Raw genomic sequence first — 18,745 nt, forward strand, 5'->3', positions numbered from 1 at the left:
GACATTGCGCACGGCATTGTTCACGGCGGTACCGGCCTGGCTCAGTTGATCAGGCCGGCATGCACCATGGCGGTGCGGACCGCCTGGCGGGTCGATTCAGAAACCGGCACCATCGGCAGGCGCAGCTTCTCGTCCAGCTTGCCGAGCAGCGACATCGCATACTTCACCGGCGCCGGATTGCTCTCGATGAACAAATTGGTGTGCAGCGGCATCAGCTTGTCGTGGATCTTCAGCGCGGTGGTGACGTCGCCCTTCTGCCAGGCGGTCTGGAACTCCGAGCACAGCCGCGGCGCGACGTTCGAGGTCACCGAGATGCAGCCATGGCCGCCATGCGCCATGTAGCCGATGATGGTCGCGTCCTCGCCCGACAGTTGATTGAAGTCCTCGCCCATCGCGGCGCGCTGCTGCGACACCCGCACCATGCTCGCGGTTGCGTCCTTGACGCCGGCGATGTTCTTCAGCTCGAACAGTCGCGCCATGGTGTCCACGGACATGTCGATCACCGAGCGCGGCGGGATGTTGTAGATGATGATCGGAATGCCGATCGCATCGTTGATCGCCTTGAAGTGCTGGTACATGCCTTCCTGGGTCGGCTTGTTGTAGTACGGGGTCACGACCAGCACCGCATTGGCACCGGCCTTCTCCGCGTGCTCGGCGAGCTCGATCGCCTCCTTGGTCGAATTCGAGCCGGCGCCGGCGATCACGGGCACCCGGCCCTTGGCCTCCTCGATGCACCACTCGACCACGCGCTTGTGCTCGTCATGGCTCAGCGTCGGGCTCTCGCCTGTGGTGCCGACCGGCACCAGGCCGTGCGTGCCCTCGGCGATCTGCCAGTTCACGAGGCCGCGGAATGCCGCCTCATCCACCGCGCCGTTTTTGAAGGGCGTCACCAAGGCAGTGAATGATCCCCGGAATTTTGTCTTGGCTGCCATGGACTTCCTCCAAACGCTTCAGGCTAAAGGCTAGGTCGACGGACCCTTGTTATTGTCGTGCTTCACGTCCGTGCAACCGGCACCCGGTTGATGCGAAACGCCATGAAGGGCAATTCATATCGGGTCTGACCGGCAGGCGAAAGGGCCGTACCGAACCTATTCCCAGCCGGTTCCAGCCGCGATTTCGCCGTTGTGCTGGCGCAAACAGCCGCACCGGCAGGCTTCTTAGTATTTTGTCTACGTTTTCAATCAAATAAGAACCCATGGCCCAACCGACCAGATGATTCGGGGCCGCAGAGGACTTCTGTGATCCGTTCCGCCCGCGCAGGCACTTTGCGATCGACGGCGCTGGCGACGAGCCTGGCGCTCGTCGTTGGCCTTGCCGCCATCACGGCCGAAGCATGGGCCGCCGAGGATGCTCCAGCCGCGAAGCCGGTTGCCCAAGACACAGCCACCAAGACGGCGGCCCCGAAGAACGCGACTTCGAAGACCGCGGCTTCCAAGAGCGAATCTTCCAAGACCGACGCTTCCAAGACCGACGCTTCCAAGACCGGCGCCTCGAAGCCGCATGCTTCGAAGCCAACCGCCGCCAAAGGCAGTGAAGCCAAGACCAGCGCTGCCAAGACGGATGCCGCCAAGACGACCTCTTCGAAGTCCGGCGCGGTCAAGACCGATGGCGCCAAGGCCGCTTCTTCCAAAACTGACGTTTCGAAGAGCGCCGCGTCAAAGAGCAGCACGTCCAAGGCCACTACGACGAAGACCACTTCTGCAAAGACCACTGCGTCGAAGCCCGCTGCTCCGGCTGCGACAGGAAGTCTGCCGAACAAGCCGGTGCCCGTCCGCGCCGCCGCCCCCGCGCTGGTTCCGGCGACCCGCCAGCATGCCGCGCCGATCGCGCGCAAGCCGGTGCTGCCCGCGGCCGTGGCCGCGACATCGTCGACGTCGCAGTCCGACAAGGAGGCGCTTGCGAGCGTCGTCGAGCTGCTGCGCAAGCGCAAGTCGGCGGACGCCACCGAGGCCGAAGCCTCGATCTCCGATCCGGTGGCGCGCAAGCTTGCCGAATGGCTGATCCTGCGCAGCGAGGACAACGGCGCCTCGGTCGAGCGCTACCGCGCCTTCCTTGACGCCAATCCGAGCTGGCCCTCGCAAACCTTCCTGCGCCGCCGCATCGAGGCCTCGCTATGGGACGACCATCGCGACGACTCCGCGGTGTGGGCCTGGTTCCAGAATGAATCGCCGGTCTCGGCCAAGGGCCGGCTCGCGCTTGCCAAGGTGATGATCGGACGCGGCGACCGCGGCAATGCCGAGCGGCTGGTGCGCGAAGCCTGGCGCAACGATCCGATGAGTGAGGACACCGAAACCACCGCGCTCGATCTGTTCGGCTCGTTCCTGACCGCAGGCGATCACAAGGCGCGCATGGACACCATGCTCTACGGCACCGACAACGAGGCCGCCGGCATCCGCGCGGCCAGGCGTCTCGGCTCCGGTTATCTGGCGCTCGCCAAGGCGCGCATCGGGGCCAACCGCAAGGGCTCGAATTTGCGCGCGCTGCTCGAAGAGGTGCCGCGCGAACTCTCCGGCGACACCGGCTATTTGTTCGCAAAGATCCAGCTGCTCCGCCGCGAGGAGAAGTTCAGCGAAGCCGCGCAGCTGATGCTGAGCGCGCCGAAGGACGCCGCGCGGCTCTTCAACGTCGACGAATGGTGGGTCGAGCGCCGCCTGCTGGCGCGCAAGATGATCGACGTCAACGAGTTTCGCACCGCTTACCTGATCGCGCGCGACGCGGCGCTGCCCGCCCGCGACATCTACAAGACCGAGCAGGAATTCACCTCGGGCTGGATCGCGCTGCGCTTTCTCAACGACCCCGCCCTCGCCTCCCAGCATTTCGCGCGGATCGGCGTCGGTAGCGCCAACCCGACCGCGCTGGCGCGGGCCGGTTATTGGCAAGGCCGCGCGGCGGAGGCCGCCGGCCGCGGTCAGGAGGCGCGCGCCGCCTACGCACGCGCAGCCGAGCAGTCGACCAGCTATTACGGCCAGCTCGCGCGCGCCAAGCTCGGCCTGCCGCAGATCGAATTGAACAGCGCGCCGCGCGGCCGCGGCGCCGACCGGCTGGAAATCGTGCGCGCGGTCGGGCTGCTCTACGAAATCGACGCGCGCGAGCTCGCGATCCCGATCTTCGGCGACATGGGCGACAATGGCGATCCGGAAGCGCTGGCCGGGCTCGGCGAGCTCACCGCGCGCCATGGCGATGCCCGCGGCATGCTGCTGATGGGCAAGGCCGCGCTCAATCGCGGACTGCCGTTCGACCACTACGCCTACCCGGTGAACGGCATTCCATCGTTCCGCCAGGTAGGGCCGGAGGTCGAGCAGAGCGTCGTCTACGCGATTGCGCGCCAGGAGAGCGCGTTCAATCCGGCGGTGGTGTCGCCGGCCCAGGCCTACGGCCTGATGCAGGTGACGCCGGACGCCGGACGCTATGTTTGCAAGCGCGCCGGCATCGGCTTCGACCTCAACCGGATGAAGACCGACCCGGTGTACAACGCGATGCTCGGCGCCGCCGAGCTCGGCGGCTTGCTCGAGGACTATCGTGGCTCCTACATCCTGACCTTCGCCGCCTACAATGCCGGCCGCGGCAGCGTGAAGAAGTGGATCGAGCGCTATGGCGACCCGCGCGATCCCAAGGTTGACGCGGTCGACTGGGTCGAGCTGATTCCGTTCTCGGAGACGCGGAACTACGTCCAGCGGATCATGGAGAACCTGCAGGTCTACCGCGCCCGCTTCGGCGGCGGCACCAGATTGCAGATCGATGCCGACCTTCGCCGCGGCGCCAGCGTGGAATGAGCCGGCGCGGCCGGTTTTCAACAGCCTTGCGAGGGGCCACGGTTAGCTCCGCGCAAACCTTGATCTAACTTATTGTTATAGCTTGCATTTCACGCATTCGCCCGAGCTATCGCACCGGAATCGGCGCGCAGTATAAAGGCTCAGTGCTCGCTCCCGGGCCGCCGGCAGCGGAGCTGCCACCAAATCACCTTGCCGCAAACTGAATCTGCCGCTTGCGGCTTAGCGCCCGCTCGGGCATATCGGCGCCATTGGAGACGTGGCCGAGTGGCTGAAGGCGGCGGTTTGCTAAACCGTTATAGGCTTGTAAAGGCCTATCGAGGGTTCGAATCCCTCCGTCTCCGCCAGTCTCATTGACATCATTGAAATTTCTGGAAAATCGCCGTTCAGCGCACCAGCGGCTGCACAAGCCGCCTTTGGCCTGAACCGGCAGTCACCTCCGCGTGAATGAAACACCATTCCCGGTGCGTTGAAGCGAGCGCGAAACAAACCGCGCGCAGCATCCCCTGAGTTTTTCATCACCTGAACATTTCCGGAGTAAAGCCATGCAGCAGGACAGTGGCATTCAATTCCAGGATATCGACCAGGTTTTGCGTAACGCCCAGCTTCGCCGATCCGCGGATTTGGCTCCCTGGTTACGGCAGCGCTTCTCATCCAAGACAGGCAGGCTCGTCATCACAACTTCGCTGGCTTGCATGGCTGTTGTACTGGCGATCGTCGCCGCCCCACGGCCCGTCTCGAGCGCTGCGCTTGGCAGCGATTGGCAATGTAGCAAGGCAGCGTTTGTCATGACGACCTGCCGTCAAACCGACCCCGCGCACTCATAGCAAGCGGCCTCGGCGTTCAGGGAACGTTGCCCTTGGCCCGGCGTTGCGTAGGCGGCGACGGCCCCCTCGCGAGGGCAACCGGTCCCCTCGTCGACCGCTCGATGTCGACGCAATGCCGCAACATCGCGAGCAACATGTCCTTTGCGAGCCAAGTCCCCATGAACAAGCGCAGGCAAACCTATTTTCGCAATTCGCTGGATCTGCGCGACAAGGTCCAGGTCAAAATATTGAGGAAGCGCCTCAAGGTCTCTGATCAACAGTTTGCTTCAATCCTTCGAAAATCGGGTCCCTCAATTGCCGCCATCACCAAGGAAGCAAAGGTGATCTGACCCAACAGGTCGAAGGGGCGGACGGTCGCGACGTCAATTGGCCGGCGAAACTATCTGGCCGGCGACGCCGTAGCTCGACAGCCGGCCCATTCTTCCATTTTGGTACCGCGGGCCGGCTGAGGCCGTTCGGTCGATCCCAGTCACGAACGGCCTCACTTTTCAGTCCATCAATGAAATGCGTCAGCGGCTACGCGATCGATCAACGAGCCTTGAGGCTTGACGTGACTGTAGCGGCCGGCGTAGCCACCGAGCCGGATGAGGGTTAGAGCCGGGGTGGAAGTCGCAGCTTCCCCTCGGCTTGATTATTTGGCATCAAATAATCATGAAGCCCGCACCAAGTATCCGCCGGCTGGTCGAGACCGGGCTGAAGGCAAAGAAACAAGATGGATGGCCCGAGTCGCGGTCTCAGGTTAGCGTTCTGCTTCGCACTGGCTATTGTCCTGCCTGCTGCTCAGACGCCGCCAACAATGCATTCGCGGGACGCGCGTCGTGTGATCGACAAGGAATGTCGCGATGTCTTGCCCGCGCAGGCAAAGATACAGGCATGCCTCAACCTGCTGAGCGATCGACGGCTCTCGACTGCCTATATTGCGCCGATCAACAGCGAAATATCGAGCACCTTCCAAAGCCTGCGCGACTACGACAACGCCATCAAATACAAGAAGATCGAAATTGAACGCGCGCAGAGCGCGGCGAAGCAACCTGCTGCTTCGGCCGATGCACTTCCAGCAAGTTTCGGCGCGATGTCTCAACGTTACACCGAGCTCGGAACGCTCCAGGCGCTCAATCGCCTGACCAGCTTCAACAGCCAGTCGGACGAAGCGCGCCGCGGCGCCGCTGAGGAGCAGGGCAACTACACCTTGGCGCTCCAGTACAACCCGATGAACTACAGGGCATATCGATACCGGGCCGAGATTCACAGCCTGCTCTGCGATAGCGCGTCTGCCGCTCAGGACATGGAGGCCGCAGTCAGGTTTGCCGCGGAAGCCGGAGATGAGACGACCGCTCGGGACTACAAGCGCGTCACGCTCAGCGCCTGCATTCCGGCTTGGCGCCGGGACTAGCCTTAGGGAGCCGTCAGACCGCGCCAGCCGTATTCCTACGGGCCCGCGACTGGCAAGCAACTTGCGATGTATCCGTGAATAGTTCGGCGCCAGCTGTTCTCGGTGTGCCGAACTCAGACATTCGGAGCACGCACATGAACATGCATCATCGTTTTGAGACAGCTCGCCCAAGCACCGGACGAGAACCGACGATCAGGAAGATGCTGTCCGATCTTGTCCTGGCCTGCCAGCAGATCGAAGCCGACATCTCGACCGAAGAAGCGCGCGCGGGAATTTATGACCGATCGAACCCAAGGTATCCGATCTTGGCAAGGTCGCTCCACGAGCGGCACGACAATCTCAAGGGAACCATCGCCACGCTCGAAATGCGTGTCACCGAGAGATCTCAGCAGAAGCTGGTCACCGGCGCAGCGTAGCTCGGTCCCCGAGAAGCGAAGGGGCCCGCTGGAAGCGGGCCCCTGGCTGCTTACTGCACCGGGAAGCACTGCCGCTTGCTGTTGTTCGGGCAGTAGAAGCAGACCTTCGAGGAACAGCCCGACAGGTCGCCAGCCTTGTTCAGGGTATAGTTGCATCCGGCGGTTCTGTCGCACGCCTTCACGACGGCCCCGACGGGGGCGGCGGAAGCCGACTGACCGAGCGTGAACAGAGCAATCGCAGTTGCGATGGCGAAGCTCAGTGAAATTGCACGCATGATTTACCCTCCTCCACAATTGGGCCGACGCACCATTGCATCGCCTTGACCGACACACTCCCAGATCAGCACCGGGAGTGATGTGAGGCGGGTCACTCAGGCACGCGGCTGCAGCCCTGGAACGATCACCCTTCGCCACCGAAACGCCGGCGCGTGCAGCGTGATCGATGTGATGGAGCTGCGCACTGACCCGACGTCAGCCGCTCCCGCGGGTGGATGGATCGAGATTTCGGTTCTCGCCTGGCGGGATCGGGCCGAAGCCGGGATATCTGTACCCGCTAGGTACGACCACCTCTTCGCTCGGACGGATGATGAGGTGCTGTCGCACACGCCGGTGATGCGCAGTGGCCGCGTCGGCAACCGCACCCCACAGGATCACAAGAGGCAACGTCAAGACCAAGGCAACACGCATGGCGATCACTCCGTTTCACCGAACAAGTGACCGCCGACCGCGGCGTTCTATTCTGCCCCGGCCTTTCACATGTGATCAAAACCGCGAGATCGCCTGCGCGCTATCGCGCAGCGTGAGCCCGCCGATGTCTAGGGGCGCGCCTCTGCCGAGCGAGGCTTTGATGCCCATTCTGCCCAGTACTTCAGGAGCGGGATCGCACTGCCAATCCAGCCTCCCGCCATCCTGGCTTCTTCCTCTCGATCCAGCATGCCCGCGGCAGCAGAAAGTTCGCCGATTGAATAGCGCCGCGATGGACACAGGATTTCACTCGCTTGCGCCCAGCAATCCCACTCGCCAATCGTTACGCCACCCAGCGCCCCCGTCTTGCGGTTATAGAGAACTGCCTTGGGTGATGAATTGGAGACGATGACAAGCCAGTTTGGGTCGCTCGCTATGCCGGTCGCATAGAAGGTCGACTCATCGCCAAACAAGTCTCCGCGGGCGGGCATCATCAACAGTGTGCCGTCGCTCGCTGCCAGCGCGCCATAGGCGGCACGCACAGTCTTGTCGAACATCTGATAGCTCGGCGCATCGAACTGGACGGATCCGCGCGACGTAACCGAGGGGTATCGAAATCGCGATTGATCAGCGATGTAGTTCCATCGTGGGTATCCGAACTCGAAAGACGTTGTCACTGTACCGCTGATAGCGATGAGCCTGTCCTGGTAGGTGGACAGAATATAGACTGCGTCCTTGTCCCGATAGGCACAGAACGGCGCAGACAGATTTGCATGGGTCGGACCGTTCGCGCCGTACACGTCCTTCACTTGAAGGTTCTTCGTCATCGTGAAAACGACGCCGGACACCGGATCCGAACCAATCAGATCGCCCGTGCTCTCGTCTTCGTTGATGCACGTGGCAAATCGAATCGGTTGAGAGCCGATATTTGCGCTCCTGGCGAGCTCCTGCCCGGTTTCCATCGACAGCTTGACAATGCTCCCCTGACCCGAGGCGAAGACCTCATCTCCGATCATCGCGATGCCGTGAGAGGCCAGCAAATCCCGCTTCCAGCGCAGAAACCATTTGTCATCTACGCGTTCGAACATGGAGACCACGTTGCCGTCGTAGTCCGCCACGCCCATAAATCGACCTCCTCGCGAGATCGCCACTCCCTCCGCCCCCTTGATGCCGATATCCGCTATCCGCTCGGTTAGGTGAAGCTTTGCGCCGGACGGCGTACGCTCAAGCTGGGCGACGATAATGTCCCCTCCAACGTAGTTCGCGATGAATATCCTGTCGTAGAAGGCCGAATAGAACACGGCCGTCGGACTCCAGACAGGCAGTTCGACGTCGATCTCAAGCGGCACCGCGGTGCGCTGATCCTGATCGAACAGATAAACATCCCGGTAGTTGGCGATCAGAAATTCTCGCGCCGAGATTTTCGTCATGGAGACCGGCGTCATCGGTCCATATTCGCTTTGAGGGAGCGAAACCTGAATCGAGTTGCCCTGCAGATCGGGCGCAGGCTGACCGCGCTTCTGCGTGTCGATGACCGCACCAATATCCGCCCGCAGTTTATTGACGGTCTGCTCCAGCTGACTTGCGGTCTGCTCCAGCTTGTTTGCAGTCTCGTCCTGCCTGCTCGCCGCCTGCTCCTGCTTGTTCGCAGTCTGCTCTTGCCTGCTCGCCGCCTGCTCTTGCTTGTTTGCGGTCTGCTCCTGCGCGTCCAGGCGGCTGGTAATGCTAGCCATGCGTTGACCGCTAGAGAGCAACGTCTCCGTCAGGAGATTCGCGGCGGTCCAAATTTTTTGCGCCAACAAGGCCAGGATGATTGCGCCAACCAGAATCGCACCATACGCGATCTTCTTTTTCATAATTCGCCCGAGACAACTATCGATGAAACCAGCAAACCCTCACGACTCGAAGTGAGAAGCTAGATATCCTTTAGTTTGATCGCGCTCGATGTGAAACTCATGATCCAACCGGGCTACAAACACGCCGATTCGGCAGCGATCGAACATCAATCAGCAAAGGTTAGAAACATCCTCTCGCGTTTTAGAACTCGGGAGTTGTGCGGGCTTGATGTCGCGACGCCAGCACGGCGGGAAATAGATCAGCCATCGCTGTGACGATAGGTCACATACTCAGGCACGCTGCGCTCGCAGCAGCGGCCGCGGAAAGGCCTGCGCGCAGGCGACGCCGAGCAGCGCGAGGCCGCCGCCGATGACGTGAAACGTCCTGACCGGCTCGCCCAGCATCACGATCGCGGCCGCGGCGGTCAGCACCGGCAACAGGTTCATGAAGATCGCGCAGCGGTTCGGGCCAAGCTGCGCGACCCCGCGGATCCAGAGGAACGGCAACACCACCGAGGCCAGCGCGCCGGCATAGACGATCAGCGGCCAGGTCTCCGCGTTGACCTGCCGCAGCGGCGCCGGCGTCGCGAGGAACGCGGGAAACGTCACGGCCAGCGCGCATAGCGCCTGCATGTAGGTGGATTGCCATCCGGTGATCGGCAGATTCCAGCGCTTCAGGAGCACGCCGTACAGCGCGTAGACGATCGCGGCGATCAGCATGAGTGCGTCACCCGCATGCACACCGTTCTGCAACAGCGATGACAATTCGCCGCCGCTGACGAGATAGACGAGGCCCGCGAACGACAGCGGCGCGCCGGAGACCATGCCGAGCGTCGGCTGCTCGCCGAGCAGCGCGGCGCTGAGCGCGACCGTGAGTAGCGGCGTCAGTGCGGTGAACACCGCCATGTTGGTCGCTGTCGTGGTCTCGGCCGCGAGATATGACAGGCTCTGGAACAGGCACATCGCAAGGAAGCCGAGGATCGCGAGCGGCCCGAGATGCGGCCAGATCGCGCGGCGATTGCGCCAGGCGGCGCGCACCACGAATGGCGACATCAGCAGCACCGCGACCAGCAGGCGATAGAAGGTGATCGCCTGCGGACCGATCGTGTGCGCCGACAGACGCGAGACAATGACGTTGCCGGCCCACAGCACGATGGCAACGAAGGGATAGAGAAGTGCAGCATTCTTCTTGAGCATCGTACGCTGCGCCGAGGGCACCTGGGTGGTGCCGCCCAATCGCGCGGTGTGGCTGGTGGCCGGTCTCGCGCACGAGGTCCGGATGTGCGGCGCGGTCAAGATCCGCACTGTGTTCGTCGATGCCGACGCGGTCCCCAATCTGCCGCGGACCAGCTGCGTGTTCACGGTCTCGCCGCTGCTGCGCGAATTGTTCGTCGCCGCGATGAGCGTGCCGTTGGATTATGCGCCTGCGACGTCCGACGAGCGCCTGATGCGCGTGCTGCTCGACCAGCTGCGCGAAATCGATGTGCTGCCGCTGCATCTGCCGATGCCGCGCGACCAAAGGCTCGCGCGGATCTGCGCGGCGCTGGTGGCCCGCCCGGACGACGCCTCCACCGCCGAGCAGTGGGCGCGCCGGCTGAAGCTGACGTCGAAGACGATCCATCGTCTGTTCGCCAGGGAAACCGGCATGACGTTCGGCGAGTGGCGTCAGCAGGCCCGCCTGCTGTTTGCGCTGGAGCGCCTCGCGCGCGGCGCGCGGGTGGTCGATGTCGCGCTCGATGCCGGTTATGCCAGTCAGAGCGCCTTCACCGCGATGTTCCGCAAGCATTTTGGTGTGCCGCCGAACGCGTTCTATCGATAGAGCGCGACGGCGAGATAGCTAGCGGTCCCCAAGCGCCGACTGGGCCACCGGCCCCAGGATCCATTCCCTGAACGCCGCGATCTTCGGAAGCCCCTGCCGGTTGTCAGGGCAGACGAGATAATACGCGAACTCCTCCAGATGCGCGGTCTCCAGCAGCTGGATCAGCTCGCCGCTCTCGATTTCGTTTGCAACCATCGCCGCCGGCAGCAGGCCGGCGCCCTGCCCGGTCAGCACGGCTTTCAGGAGCAGACCGCTGTCATCGAACGAAGGGCCGCGCGGCGTGCGCACCTCCGCGATGCCGTTGGCCTGAAACCACAGGCTCCATCCCTTGCGATCGGCATCATGCACCTGCGGCCAGCCCGCAAGCTCGCCAGGGGATGCCGGTCGTCCGAGACGCGCAACCAGCGACGGCGACGCAACCGCCACCATCTCGACCGTGACGACGCGGTCGCTGCGCAGTCCCGGATAGCGGCCGAGACCGTGGCGCACCGCGACGTCGATGCCGCTGCGCGAGAAATCGACCAGCGTGTTGCTGGTGACGATCTGAAGATCGATCTCGGGATGCGTCCCCTGAAACGACGCCATGCGCGGTACCAGCCAGGCCGATGCAAAGAACGGCGTGACGCTCACCGTCAGCGTGCCGACATCGACCGACGCAGCGACGCGGCGCGAGGCCTCGGCGATCTGGCGAAACGCATTGCGGATCGACGGCAGATAGTCACGCCCGGCGTCGGTGAGATAGATGCCGCGCGGCACCCGCTCGAACAGCTTGACGCCGAGATGGGCTTCCAGCGTCTTGAGCATCTGGCTGACCGCACCCGGCGTCACGCACAGCTCCTCAGCCGCCAGCTTCACCGAGAGATGGCGGGCGGCGGACTCGAACGCCTTGAGCGCGTTCAGGGGTGGAAGCCTACTCTCCATGATTTAGATTTTCTAATCTCAATCGCGCAGCAAATCTGGTTTGCCAACGGGGCCTTCCGGGCGCTCAATCAGCCTATCGTAACGCTGAGAGCCGCGTCAACTCAGAGAAATCCGGGCCAATAAGGTTAGTTTTTCTAATCTTATGCTGCGGCTCGCGACAGCGGCTCCCGGTTCCCTGATGGAGCCAGGACAGGACATGACTGAGGTCCCAAATAGACTCGCTTTGCACGAAATCGGTGCAGGCAGCGGTACCCGCCAACGCGTCGACCGCATCAACGCGTCGCAACCCGGCAGCCTGCCCGGCCTGCTGGACTTTCAATGGCTCGAAGCCGAACGCGGCCTCATCCGCGGCCGCTTCGAGATTGCCGCGAAGCACTTCTCGCCGCACGGGCTCTTGCACGGCGCAAGCATCGTCGCGCTGGCGGATACCGCGTGCGGCTTCGGCTGCCTCGCCTCCTTGCCGGACGGTGCGATCGGCTTCGCCACCGGCGAGTTGAAGACGAATTTCATCGGCGCCGCGCGCGAAGGCGGCGTCAGCTGCGAGGCGCGCCTCGTCCATGCCGGGCGCACGACCCAGGTGTGGGATGCCGAGATCCGCAGCGAAGCGACGGGCAAGGCCATTGCGCTGTTTCGCTGCACGCAGATGCTGCTTTATCCACCAGCCAAGGCAGGCAGCGGCGCAGCGCAGGGAGAACGATCATGAGGAACGCCGTCATGCACGCCGGTTATCAGAGAGCAAAGCCATTCTATGGCTGGTATGTCGTCGCAGCCGCCTTCGTCGTGACGTTCGTCGGCTTCGGCAGCGCGTACACGTTCTCGTCCTTTGTCGAGTCGTTGCAGCGGGAGTTCGGGGCCTCGCGCGGCTCGGTCTCGCTGGTGTTCTCGTTCGCGGGCTTCCTGTATTTCGGCCTCGGCATCGTCTCCGGCCCGCTTGCCGATCGCTGGGGCGCACGCAGGCTCGCCGTCCTTGGAATGGCGCTGGTCGGTCTCGGCATGGTGTTGGCGGGACAGGCGCAGACCATCCTTCAGGTCTACGCCGCCTACAGCATCGGCATCGGCGCCGGCGTCGGTTGCGCCTATGTTCCGACCTTGGGCGCCGTGCAGCGCTGGTTTGTCCGGCGGCGCGGTTTTGCGTCGGGCCTCGCCGTCAGCGGGATCGGGGTCGGGACACTGGTGATGCCGCCGCTCGCGACCTGGCTGATCACGAGCCTCGGCTGGCGCGATGCCTACGTCGTGTTGGGCGTCGTCGCTGCCGTCGCCGGGATCGGCGCATCGCTCCTGATCGCCGACGATCCGCGCCGCCATGGCACCGGACCGGATGGCGATCCGCTTGAAGCGGCTTCAGGCGCGCCGCTCCGCCAGGGCGTCTCGATCCGCGGCGCGGTCAAGACCGCCCGCTTCGCCGGGCTCTATGCGGCCTGCCTGATCAGCGCGTTCGGGGTGTTCGTGCCCTTCGTGCACCTGGTGCCCTTTGCCGTCGACCATCAGGTGGCGCCGACACTCGCGGTGCTGCTGCTCGGGATGATCGGCGTCGGCAGCACCGCCGGCCGCTTCTTCCTCGGCGGCATCGCCGACCGGGTCGGCCGCGATGCGTTCCTGATTGCGATGTATCTCGGCATGGCCGTCTCGCTGGCGATCTGGGCGATCGCCGGCACCTTCTGGTCGCTCACGGTCTTCGCGCTGCTGTTCGGCGTGTTCTATGGCGGCTGGGTGGCGATCCTGCCCGCTGTCGTCACCGACCATTTCGGCGGCCGCAATGTCGGCGGCATCATCGGCATCCTCTACACCAGCGTCGCCGTCGGCACGCTGCTGGGTCCGAGCGCTGCCGGCTTCGCGTTCGACGTCAGCCACAGCTACTTCATCCCGGTGGCGATCAGCGCAGCCGCCAACCTCGTCGCCGCCCTCATCGCTGTCGCGACGATGCGAACGGCCTCGCCGATGGCTTCAGTCGCGCGGCCGTGACGATGGGTGACCCCCGTGCTACGCTCGGGGATCACCCACCTATCGGTTCGAGCCTCTTTGATCACTCGCTTCGCCATGACCAATGCCTGGACCTACCGGCGCGCCGCCAACGACGACATCGTCGAGCTGGCGTCGTGGCGCGGTGCCGGCTCGCTCGCCCTCAGACCGCACTTCCATGACGAGAGCCAGATCGTGCTGGTGCTGTCGGGGTCGCGCGCCTTTCGCATCGACGGCGCGACCGTCACCGTGCCCGCGGGCCATGCCGCGCTGATCCCGGCGGGAATGCTGCACGCACCGATGGCGACACCGGACGCGGAGACGGTTTGCCTGAATGCCTATGTTCCGGCCAGTCGCGCCTGCTCGTCGCTCCGGATCATCAGTGTCGGGGACCGCTGGCGGAGCATCGACGAGATAGCGCCCGAGCAGATCAGCGAGATCGCCAACGACATTCTGTCGCGCGGGCGCTCGGCCAGGCGCATCGACAGGGCGAAGCTCGGCACGGCCTTGACGGAGAGCGTCGAGCCGATCAGCGCGATTGCCGCCAGCTTCGGGCGAAGCCGCGAAGGGTTCAGCCGCATGGTGAGGCGCGAGCTCGGCGTCGCGCCGCATGCCTTCCGCCTGCTCGCCCGGCTCAACCTTGCCCGGCAGTTGCTGCGCGCCGGCGAGCCGATCGCAGCCGTTGCGGCGGATGCCGGCTTCTCCGACCAGAGCCACCTCACCCGCCTGTTCCGCCGCACCTTCGGCACGACACCGGGCGTCTACTGGCGCGATTGAAGCGGCGTCACAGACGTTCCAGACCGGCCACTGCTCGGCCCGCTAGCCTGCTCACCCTGCAAAGGGGTGAAGGATGGATACCCAGACAAGTCTTCTGCTGCTCGCGGCCGGTGGCGCGGGAGGCATCATCAACGCATTGGCGGGCGGCGCGACGCTCATCACCTTTCCGGCGATGCTCGCCGCAGGCTTGCCGGCGGTCATCGCGAATGCGTCGAATGCGGTGGCGATCTCGCCGGGACATTTGATCGCAGCACTCGCCGATCGCGGCAAGCTGCCGCCGCCGACGCGACGCACGATCAGCTTCGTCGCCGTCTCCACGCTTGGCGGCGCAGCCGGTGCCGGCGTCCTTTTGCTGCTTCCCGAGCGGCTGTTCGTCCTGCCGGTGCCGGCCCTGATCGCATTCGCAACGCTGCTGTTTGCCTTCGCGCCACAGATCCAAGCATCGCAGATCCAAGCATGGACCGTCGGGCATCAGAAGGCAGCGGCTCTGCCCTCGACCGGCGCGAGCAGTGCTGTGCTCGGATTGGCGTGTGTCTATGGAGGGTTCTTCGGCGCCGGGCTCGGCGTCATCCTGACCGCGGTGCTCTCGATCACGGAACCCAACGACATCAGGGCGATCAAGGCATTGAAGAACCTGCTGGCGACCTGTGTGTCGCTCGCCGCTACATTGATCTTCATCGTGCAGGGAGCGGTACGGTGGCCGCAGACCTCTGTGATGCTGCTCGGCGCCGTGGTCGGCGGCTATGCCGGAGGCCACCTGATCCGGATCTTGCCGGCTCACATCGTCCGGCAGTTCGTCATCGCCACTGGGGCGCTGATGACCGTGATCTACGCCGTGCGATACTGGTTCTAGATGGAGCGAGGGAGCCGAGGCTCCCAGCTCGAGCTGTGCGTTTTCGAGCGAAGTGGATTACGGTTCGCGGGAAGAAAACGCGCCAAAACGAAGCTTAGTGCGTCGTCATCCAGGCGCGGGCTTCGCGCTGGGCGGCAGCGATCTCGACGTCGGACATCTGCTCGGCGACTTCGCGCCGGTGCGCGATCGCGTCGGTACGTCCCTTGAGCGCCGCCAGGTTGAACCATTTGTGCGCCGCGACGAGGTTGACCACGCCGGAGCGGCCGCTCGCCCAATACATGCCACGCTCGAACAGCACGTCCTGGATTGCAGTCGCAGCAACCGGGATAGCGCTTTCCTGATCGATGACCCCCTGAAACATTGTCGTCATTCCCCTTTTTGTTGTTGGCCGCCCTCCCCCGAGCGCGGCCCCCGTCCACTGTTGAAACGCCCTGTCATTCCCGGGCTGATCCTTTGGATCATGCCCCGCGCTGATCCTGGGATCATGCGCTCGCCGTTTGCCGGCTTGTTGGGATGATCATGGCCCATCAAATTTGAAGAGCGGTTTAAGTATCGCGATGAACGGGATGTAAATCGGGCCCGCCGGGCGCATTCACCGGAATCGCAGAAGTGCCTGTGCCGCAGGCATTTCCGTGCATTCGTGAACGCCGGTTTACCGTGGTGCTTCGGACAACGATAACCATCGCGGACAATGGCCGCGGGCGCCGGCCGGTCCCGGCCGCCGACGCATGTGATCAATCGATGAGTTGACGGCGGGCTGGCAGGTCTGGCGGACGGTCCACGGAGCCGCGGTACGGTCGTGCGCGCAACAACAATGCGAGGCCGTCAGGCCCAACGTCGATCCAGAACTGGGATTGGGAAATGGTTGCCCGGGGCGCGGACTGCGCGGGCCGCCGGAACGAGGGGGTCGGCGAACACGTCAGGACCAGATTTCAGCTCGGCATTCTCGCCGGTGAAATTGCGGAACCAAGCCGGCCCCGCACCGAACGAAGAAATCTCTGTTTCTTCTGCCGGACCGCTTCTGGGAAGGTTGCCCTCTCCGAAATTCGATCCAGCCGTTTGACCTGATGTCTCGCCGACACCCTCTTTCGTCAGCCAGAGCCTTGGGGTGGGATGTGCCTCTCAGCAGTCCGTCCGCTGGCTCTCGCGACGTGCCGGCATCAAGCTGCCGGCAATCCTCTCAAGGCGAGAGGCTTACTTCTTCTTGGCGACCTTGCGGGTCTTCTTCGCAGTCTTCTTCACTGCGCTCTTCGCCTTCTTCGCCTTCTTCGCCTTCTTTGCCTTCTTAGCCATGTTGCCCTCCAGTATGTGAGATGGCTCTCGCTGCGTGCACTCGGGAATCGATATGCACTACTTCCCGAATACACCAACAGACTGAAAAAAACAGTGTCCCGCTTAAGGAAGTGTTGACGCAGCGGTGGCAGTGCGCACAGCGCGCGGCACCGATCAAATCGGCGTTGTGTTCGCGCGACGATGCAAGAAATGCAGCAACGGCCGACATCGGCATTTGTCAACGTTGCAGGAAACGCCTGTATTGCAGGCATTTCTTGAATTCGCATTCGAGCGATCGACGCGCGATCGTCATTGCGTTGAGTCGCAAGCCGTGACGAAAAGCGTCGCGTCGCGAACGCCGAGTCGTAATTTTTGGCAACGAAAAAATTTTCGTGGGTAAGACCGCTTTTGCCTCGTTTGAGGTCACCGGGACCGGATTCGCGAACGAATCGCAGCTTCGGCGATTCGGCGCGGAAGGCGTCAGCGCGACCGTCGCGGGAGGGTGTGAGGCAGGATCACGCCGCGTTCACGCGCGCGCGACGACGCCGATGGCGACGGCGCGAGAGCATGATCCGACTGGATCATGCGCCAAGGACAACATCATTGTCCTGTTCGTTCAGACGCCGAGCTTGGACTTCAAGAGCTCGTTGACCGCCTTCGGGTTCGCCTTGCCGCCCGACGACTTCATCACCTGACCGACGAACCACTGAAGGGCTGCGGGCTTCGCCTTCGCCTGCTCGACCTTGTCAGGATTGGCCGCGATGATGTCGTCGACCACCTTCTCGATCGCGCCGAGGTCGGTGACCTGCTTCATGCCGCGTGCCTCGACGAGCGCGCGCGGATCGCCGCCCTCCTGCCAGACGATCTCAAACAAGTCCTTGGCGATCTTGCCGGAAATCGCTCCCTCGCCGATCAGATCGACGATCGCGGCGAGTTGCTCCGCCGACATCGGCGAGGCTGCGATCGCGACGCCTTCCTTGTTGAGACGGCCGAACAGCTCGTTGATCACCCAGTTGGCGGCGAGCTTGCCGTCGCGCGCCTTGTCGGCGAGACGCGCGAGCACCGTCTCGTAGAACTCTGCGCTCTCGCGCTCGGCGACCAGCACGCTCGCATCGTAGGACGACAGGCCGAAGCCCGTAATAAAACGGGACTTCTTCTCGTCCGGCAGTTCCGGCAGCTGCGCCTTGAGTTCGTCGACGAAGGCCTGGCTGAACTCGAGCGGCAGCAGGTCGGGATCGGGGAAGTAACGGTAGTCGTGCGCCTCTTCCTTGGAGCGCATCGAGCGTGTCTCGCCCTTGTTCGGGTCGAACAGCCGGGTTTCCTGGTCGATCGAGCCGCCGTCCTCGATGATCTCGATCTGGCGCCGCGCCTCGTATTCGATCGCCTGGCCGATGAAGTTGATCGAGTTCATGTTCTTGATTTCGCAGCGGGTGCCAAGCGCGGTCTCGCCGTAACGGCGCACCGAGACGTTGACGTCGGCGCGCAGGTTGCCCTTCTCCATGTCGCCGTCGCAGGTGCCGAGGTAGCGCAGGATCGAGCGCAGCTTGGTGACGTAGGCCTTGGCCTGTTCGGCATCGCGGATGTCGGGCTTGGAGACGATCTCCATCAGCGCGACGCCGCAGCGGTTGAGATCGACAAAGGACATCGTCGGCGACTGATCGTGCAGCAACTTGCCGGCGTCCTGTTCCAGATGCAGCCGCTCGATCCCGATGGTGACGCTGCGGCCACCATCGAGCTCGAGCACCACCTCGCCCTCACCGACGATCGGCGACTTGTACTGGCTGATCTGGTAGCCCTGCGGCGAGTCCGGATAGAAATAGTTCTTGCGGTCGAACACCGAGCGCAAATTGACCTGCGCATTCAGCCCGAGACCGGTACGCACGGCCTGGCGGACGCACTCCTCGTTGATCACGGGCAGCATGCCCGGCATCGCGGCATCGACCAGCGAGACATGGGAGTTGGGCTCGCCGCCGAACGCGGTCGACGCGCCCGAGAACAGCTTCGCGTTCGAGGTGACCTGGGCATGGACCTCCATGCCGATCACGACCTCCCAATCGCCGGTGGCGCTCTTGATCAGCTTGTGAGGGGCGGCAGATGCGGTCATGGATCTCGGTTTCCGGACAAGTGATATCTGGGACGGATTGGGCTTCGCGCAACCGATCGCGCCAGTCAAGCCGCCTTGCAATCCCCTCATAGTCCCCTTGCGGCCCGTACCGGCG

Annotated in this window: 19 protein-coding genes and 1 tRNA gene; 12 read left to right on the top strand and 8 right to left on the bottom strand. The window is 63.6% G+C overall.

Annotated features, from left to right (window positions below):
• Nucleotides 1-41: 41 nt before the first annotated feature.
• On the bottom strand, nucleotides 42-932 hold the full coding sequence (gene dapA / locus ACOIX3_RS22505) for a 4-hydroxy-tetrahydrodipicolinate synthase (RefSeq protein WP_420964320.1): 891 nt from the start codon (nucleotides 930-932) through the stop codon (nucleotides 42-44).
• A gap of 245 nt (nucleotides 933-1,177) precedes the next feature.
• Complete coding sequence (locus ACOIX3_RS22510; protein ID WP_420964321.1) at nucleotides 1,178-1,759, bottom strand: hypothetical protein; 582 nt, start codon at nucleotides 1,757-1,759, stop codon at nucleotides 1,178-1,180.
• Between the two features lie 4 nt (nucleotides 1,760-1,763).
• Between ACOIX3_RS22510 and ACOIX3_RS22515 the strand changes: the two genes are divergently transcribed.
• The 6 genes from ACOIX3_RS22515 to ACOIX3_RS22540 all read left to right on the top strand — a co-directional run bounded on the left by ACOIX3_RS22515 (nucleotide 1,764) and on the right by ACOIX3_RS22540 (nucleotide 6,406).
• Complete coding sequence (locus tag ACOIX3_RS22515) at nucleotides 1,764-3,773, top strand: lytic transglycosylase domain-containing protein (RefSeq protein WP_420964322.1); 2,010 nt, start codon at nucleotides 1,764-1,766, stop codon at nucleotides 3,771-3,773.
• A 250-nt stretch (nucleotides 3,774-4,023) separates the two neighbouring features.
• Nucleotides 4,024-4,117: transfer RNA gene (locus tag ACOIX3_RS22520), tRNA-Ser, on the top strand.
• 198 nt (nucleotides 4,118-4,315) lie between these two features.
• Nucleotides 4,316-4,597, top strand: coding sequence for a hypothetical protein (locus ACOIX3_RS22525; RefSeq protein WP_420964323.1), 282 nt, complete (start codon nucleotides 4,316-4,318; stop codon nucleotides 4,595-4,597).
• A 32-nt stretch (nucleotides 4,598-4,629) separates the two neighbouring features.
• Complete coding sequence (locus tag ACOIX3_RS22530; RefSeq protein WP_420964324.1) at nucleotides 4,630-4,926, top strand: DUF3606 domain-containing protein; 297 nt, start codon at nucleotides 4,630-4,632, stop codon at nucleotides 4,924-4,926.
• A 491-nt stretch (nucleotides 4,927-5,417) separates the two neighbouring features.
• A complete protein-coding gene (locus ACOIX3_RS22535) occupies nucleotides 5,418-5,990 on the top strand; it encodes a hypothetical protein (RefSeq protein WP_420964325.1) in 573 nt (190 codons plus the stop codon).
• Between the two features lie 134 nt (nucleotides 5,991-6,124).
• Nucleotides 6,125-6,406, top strand: a complete 282-nt coding sequence (locus tag ACOIX3_RS22540) for a hypothetical protein (protein WP_420964326.1) — start codon at nucleotides 6,125-6,127, stop codon at nucleotides 6,404-6,406.
• A 50-nt stretch (nucleotides 6,407-6,456) separates the two neighbouring features.
• Here ACOIX3_RS22540 and ACOIX3_RS22545 read toward each other — a convergent pair whose 3' ends face one another.
• The gene (locus tag ACOIX3_RS22545) at nucleotides 6,457-6,681 is read right to left on the bottom strand and encodes a hypothetical protein (RefSeq protein ID WP_420964327.1); all 225 of its coding nucleotides are present in this window, start codon (nucleotides 6,679-6,681) and stop codon (nucleotides 6,457-6,459) included.
• A gap of 160 nt (nucleotides 6,682-6,841) precedes the next feature.
• Here ACOIX3_RS22545 and ACOIX3_RS22550 point away from each other — a divergent pair, with 160 nt between their 5' ends.
• Complete coding sequence (locus tag ACOIX3_RS22550) at nucleotides 6,842-7,123, top strand: hypothetical protein (protein WP_420964328.1); 282 nt, start codon at nucleotides 6,842-6,844, stop codon at nucleotides 7,121-7,123.
• A 98-nt stretch (nucleotides 7,124-7,221) separates the two neighbouring features.
• Here the strand turns inward: ACOIX3_RS22550 and ACOIX3_RS22555 are convergent, their stop codons facing one another.
• Nucleotides 7,222-8,946, bottom strand: coding sequence for a hypothetical protein (locus ACOIX3_RS22555; protein ID WP_420964329.1), 1,725 nt, complete (start codon nucleotides 8,944-8,946; stop codon nucleotides 7,222-7,224).
• Nucleotides 8,947-9,216: 270 nt separating this feature from the next.
• On the bottom strand, nucleotides 9,217-10,122 hold the full coding sequence (locus tag ACOIX3_RS22560) for a DMT family transporter (protein WP_420964330.1): 906 nt from the start codon (nucleotides 10,120-10,122) through the stop codon (nucleotides 9,217-9,219).
• Here ACOIX3_RS22560 and ACOIX3_RS22565 point away from each other — a divergent pair.
• Nucleotides 10,115-10,744 carry an AraC family transcriptional regulator gene (locus tag ACOIX3_RS22565; protein ID WP_420964331.1) on the top strand — a complete coding sequence of 210 codons (630 nt, stop codon included), beginning with the start codon at nucleotides 10,115-10,117 and terminating at the stop codon, nucleotides 10,742-10,744. The genes ACOIX3_RS22560 and ACOIX3_RS22565 overlap by 8 nt on opposite strands.
• A gap of 18 nt (nucleotides 10,745-10,762) precedes the next feature.
• On the opposite strand, the gene gcvA is transcribed toward ACOIX3_RS22565, so the two are convergent.
• Complete coding sequence (gcvA, locus tag ACOIX3_RS22570) at nucleotides 10,763-11,665, bottom strand: transcriptional regulator GcvA (RefSeq protein WP_420964332.1); 903 nt, start codon at nucleotides 11,663-11,665, stop codon at nucleotides 10,763-10,765.
• A 223-nt stretch (nucleotides 11,666-11,888) separates the two neighbouring features.
• Between gcvA and ACOIX3_RS22575 the strand changes: the two genes are divergently transcribed.
• The 4 genes from ACOIX3_RS22575 to ACOIX3_RS22590 all read left to right on the top strand — a co-directional run bounded on the left by ACOIX3_RS22575 (nucleotide 11,889) and on the right by ACOIX3_RS22590 (nucleotide 15,254).
• On the top strand, nucleotides 11,889-12,368 hold the full coding sequence (locus ACOIX3_RS22575; protein WP_420964333.1) for a PaaI family thioesterase: 480 nt from the start codon (nucleotides 11,889-11,891) through the stop codon (nucleotides 12,366-12,368).
• Nucleotides 12,365-13,627, top strand: coding sequence for an MFS transporter (locus tag ACOIX3_RS22580; protein WP_420964334.1), 1,263 nt, complete (start codon nucleotides 12,365-12,367; stop codon nucleotides 13,625-13,627). Before ACOIX3_RS22575 ends, ACOIX3_RS22580 begins: the two co-directional genes overlap by 4 nt.
• A 57-nt stretch (nucleotides 13,628-13,684) precedes the next feature.
• Nucleotides 13,685-14,401 carry a helix-turn-helix domain-containing protein gene (locus ACOIX3_RS22585; RefSeq protein ID WP_420964335.1) on the top strand — a complete coding sequence of 239 codons (717 nt, stop codon included), beginning with the start codon at nucleotides 13,685-13,687 and terminating at the stop codon, nucleotides 14,399-14,401.
• A gap of 73 nt (nucleotides 14,402-14,474) precedes the next feature.
• Nucleotides 14,475-15,254: a sulfite exporter TauE/SafE family protein gene (locus ACOIX3_RS22590; protein ID WP_420964336.1), complete on the top strand. Its 780-nt coding sequence runs from the start codon at nucleotides 14,475-14,477 to the stop codon at nucleotides 15,252-15,254.
• Nucleotides 15,255-15,348: 94 nt separating this feature from the next.
• Here ACOIX3_RS22590 and ACOIX3_RS22595 read toward each other — a convergent pair whose 3' ends face one another.
• Complete coding sequence (locus ACOIX3_RS22595) at nucleotides 15,349-15,615, bottom strand: hypothetical protein (protein ID WP_097673415.1); 267 nt, start codon at nucleotides 15,613-15,615, stop codon at nucleotides 15,349-15,351.
• A gap of 1,527 nt (nucleotides 15,616-17,142) precedes the next feature.
• Nucleotides 17,143-18,630, bottom strand: a complete 1,488-nt coding sequence (gene gatB, locus ACOIX3_RS22600; protein ID WP_420964337.1) for an Asp-tRNA(Asn)/Glu-tRNA(Gln) amidotransferase subunit GatB — start codon at nucleotides 18,628-18,630, stop codon at nucleotides 17,143-17,145.
• Nucleotides 18,631-18,745 lie beyond the last annotated feature (115 nt).

Source organism: Bradyrhizobium sp. B120 (genome assembly GCF_049075665.1).
Classification (GTDB): Bacteria; Pseudomonadota; Alphaproteobacteria; order Rhizobiales; family Xanthobacteraceae; genus Bradyrhizobium.

Coding starts and splice junctions, on each gene's coding strand:
- dapA (WP_420964320.1), bottom strand. CDS start 932: ATGGCAGCCAAGACAAAATTCCGGGGATCATTCACTGCCTTGGTGACG.
- ACOIX3_RS22540 (WP_420964326.1), top strand. CDS start 6,125: ATGAACATGCATCATCGTTTTGAGACAGCTCGCCCAAGCACCGGACGA.
- ACOIX3_RS22580 (WP_420964334.1), top strand. CDS start 12,365: ATGAGGAACGCCGTCATGCACGCCGGTTATCAGAGAGCAAAGCCATTC.
- ACOIX3_RS22525 (WP_420964323.1), top strand. CDS start 4,316: ATGCAGCAGGACAGTGGCATTCAATTCCAGGATATCGACCAGGTTTTG.
- ACOIX3_RS22595 (WP_097673415.1), bottom strand. CDS start 15,615: ATGTTTCAGGGGGTCATCGATCAGGAAAGCGCTATCCCGGTTGCTGCG.
- ACOIX3_RS22555 (WP_420964329.1), bottom strand. CDS start 8,946: ATGAAAAAGAAGATCGCGTATGGTGCGATTCTGGTTGGCGCAATCATC.
- gcvA (WP_420964332.1), bottom strand. CDS start 11,665: ATGGAGAGTAGGCTTCCACCCCTGAACGCGCTCAAGGCGTTCGAGTCC.
- ACOIX3_RS22560 (WP_420964330.1), bottom strand. CDS start 10,122: ATGCTCAAGAAGAATGCTGCACTTCTCTATCCCTTCGTTGCCATCGTG.
- gatB (WP_420964337.1), bottom strand. CDS start 18,630: ATGACCGCATCTGCCGCCCCTCACAAGCTGATCAAGAGCGCCACCGGC.
- ACOIX3_RS22590 (WP_420964336.1), top strand. CDS start 14,475: ATGGATACCCAGACAAGTCTTCTGCTGCTCGCGGCCGGTGGCGCGGGA.
- ACOIX3_RS22545 (WP_420964327.1), bottom strand. CDS start 6,681: ATGCGTGCAATTTCACTGAGCTTCGCCATCGCAACTGCGATTGCTCTG.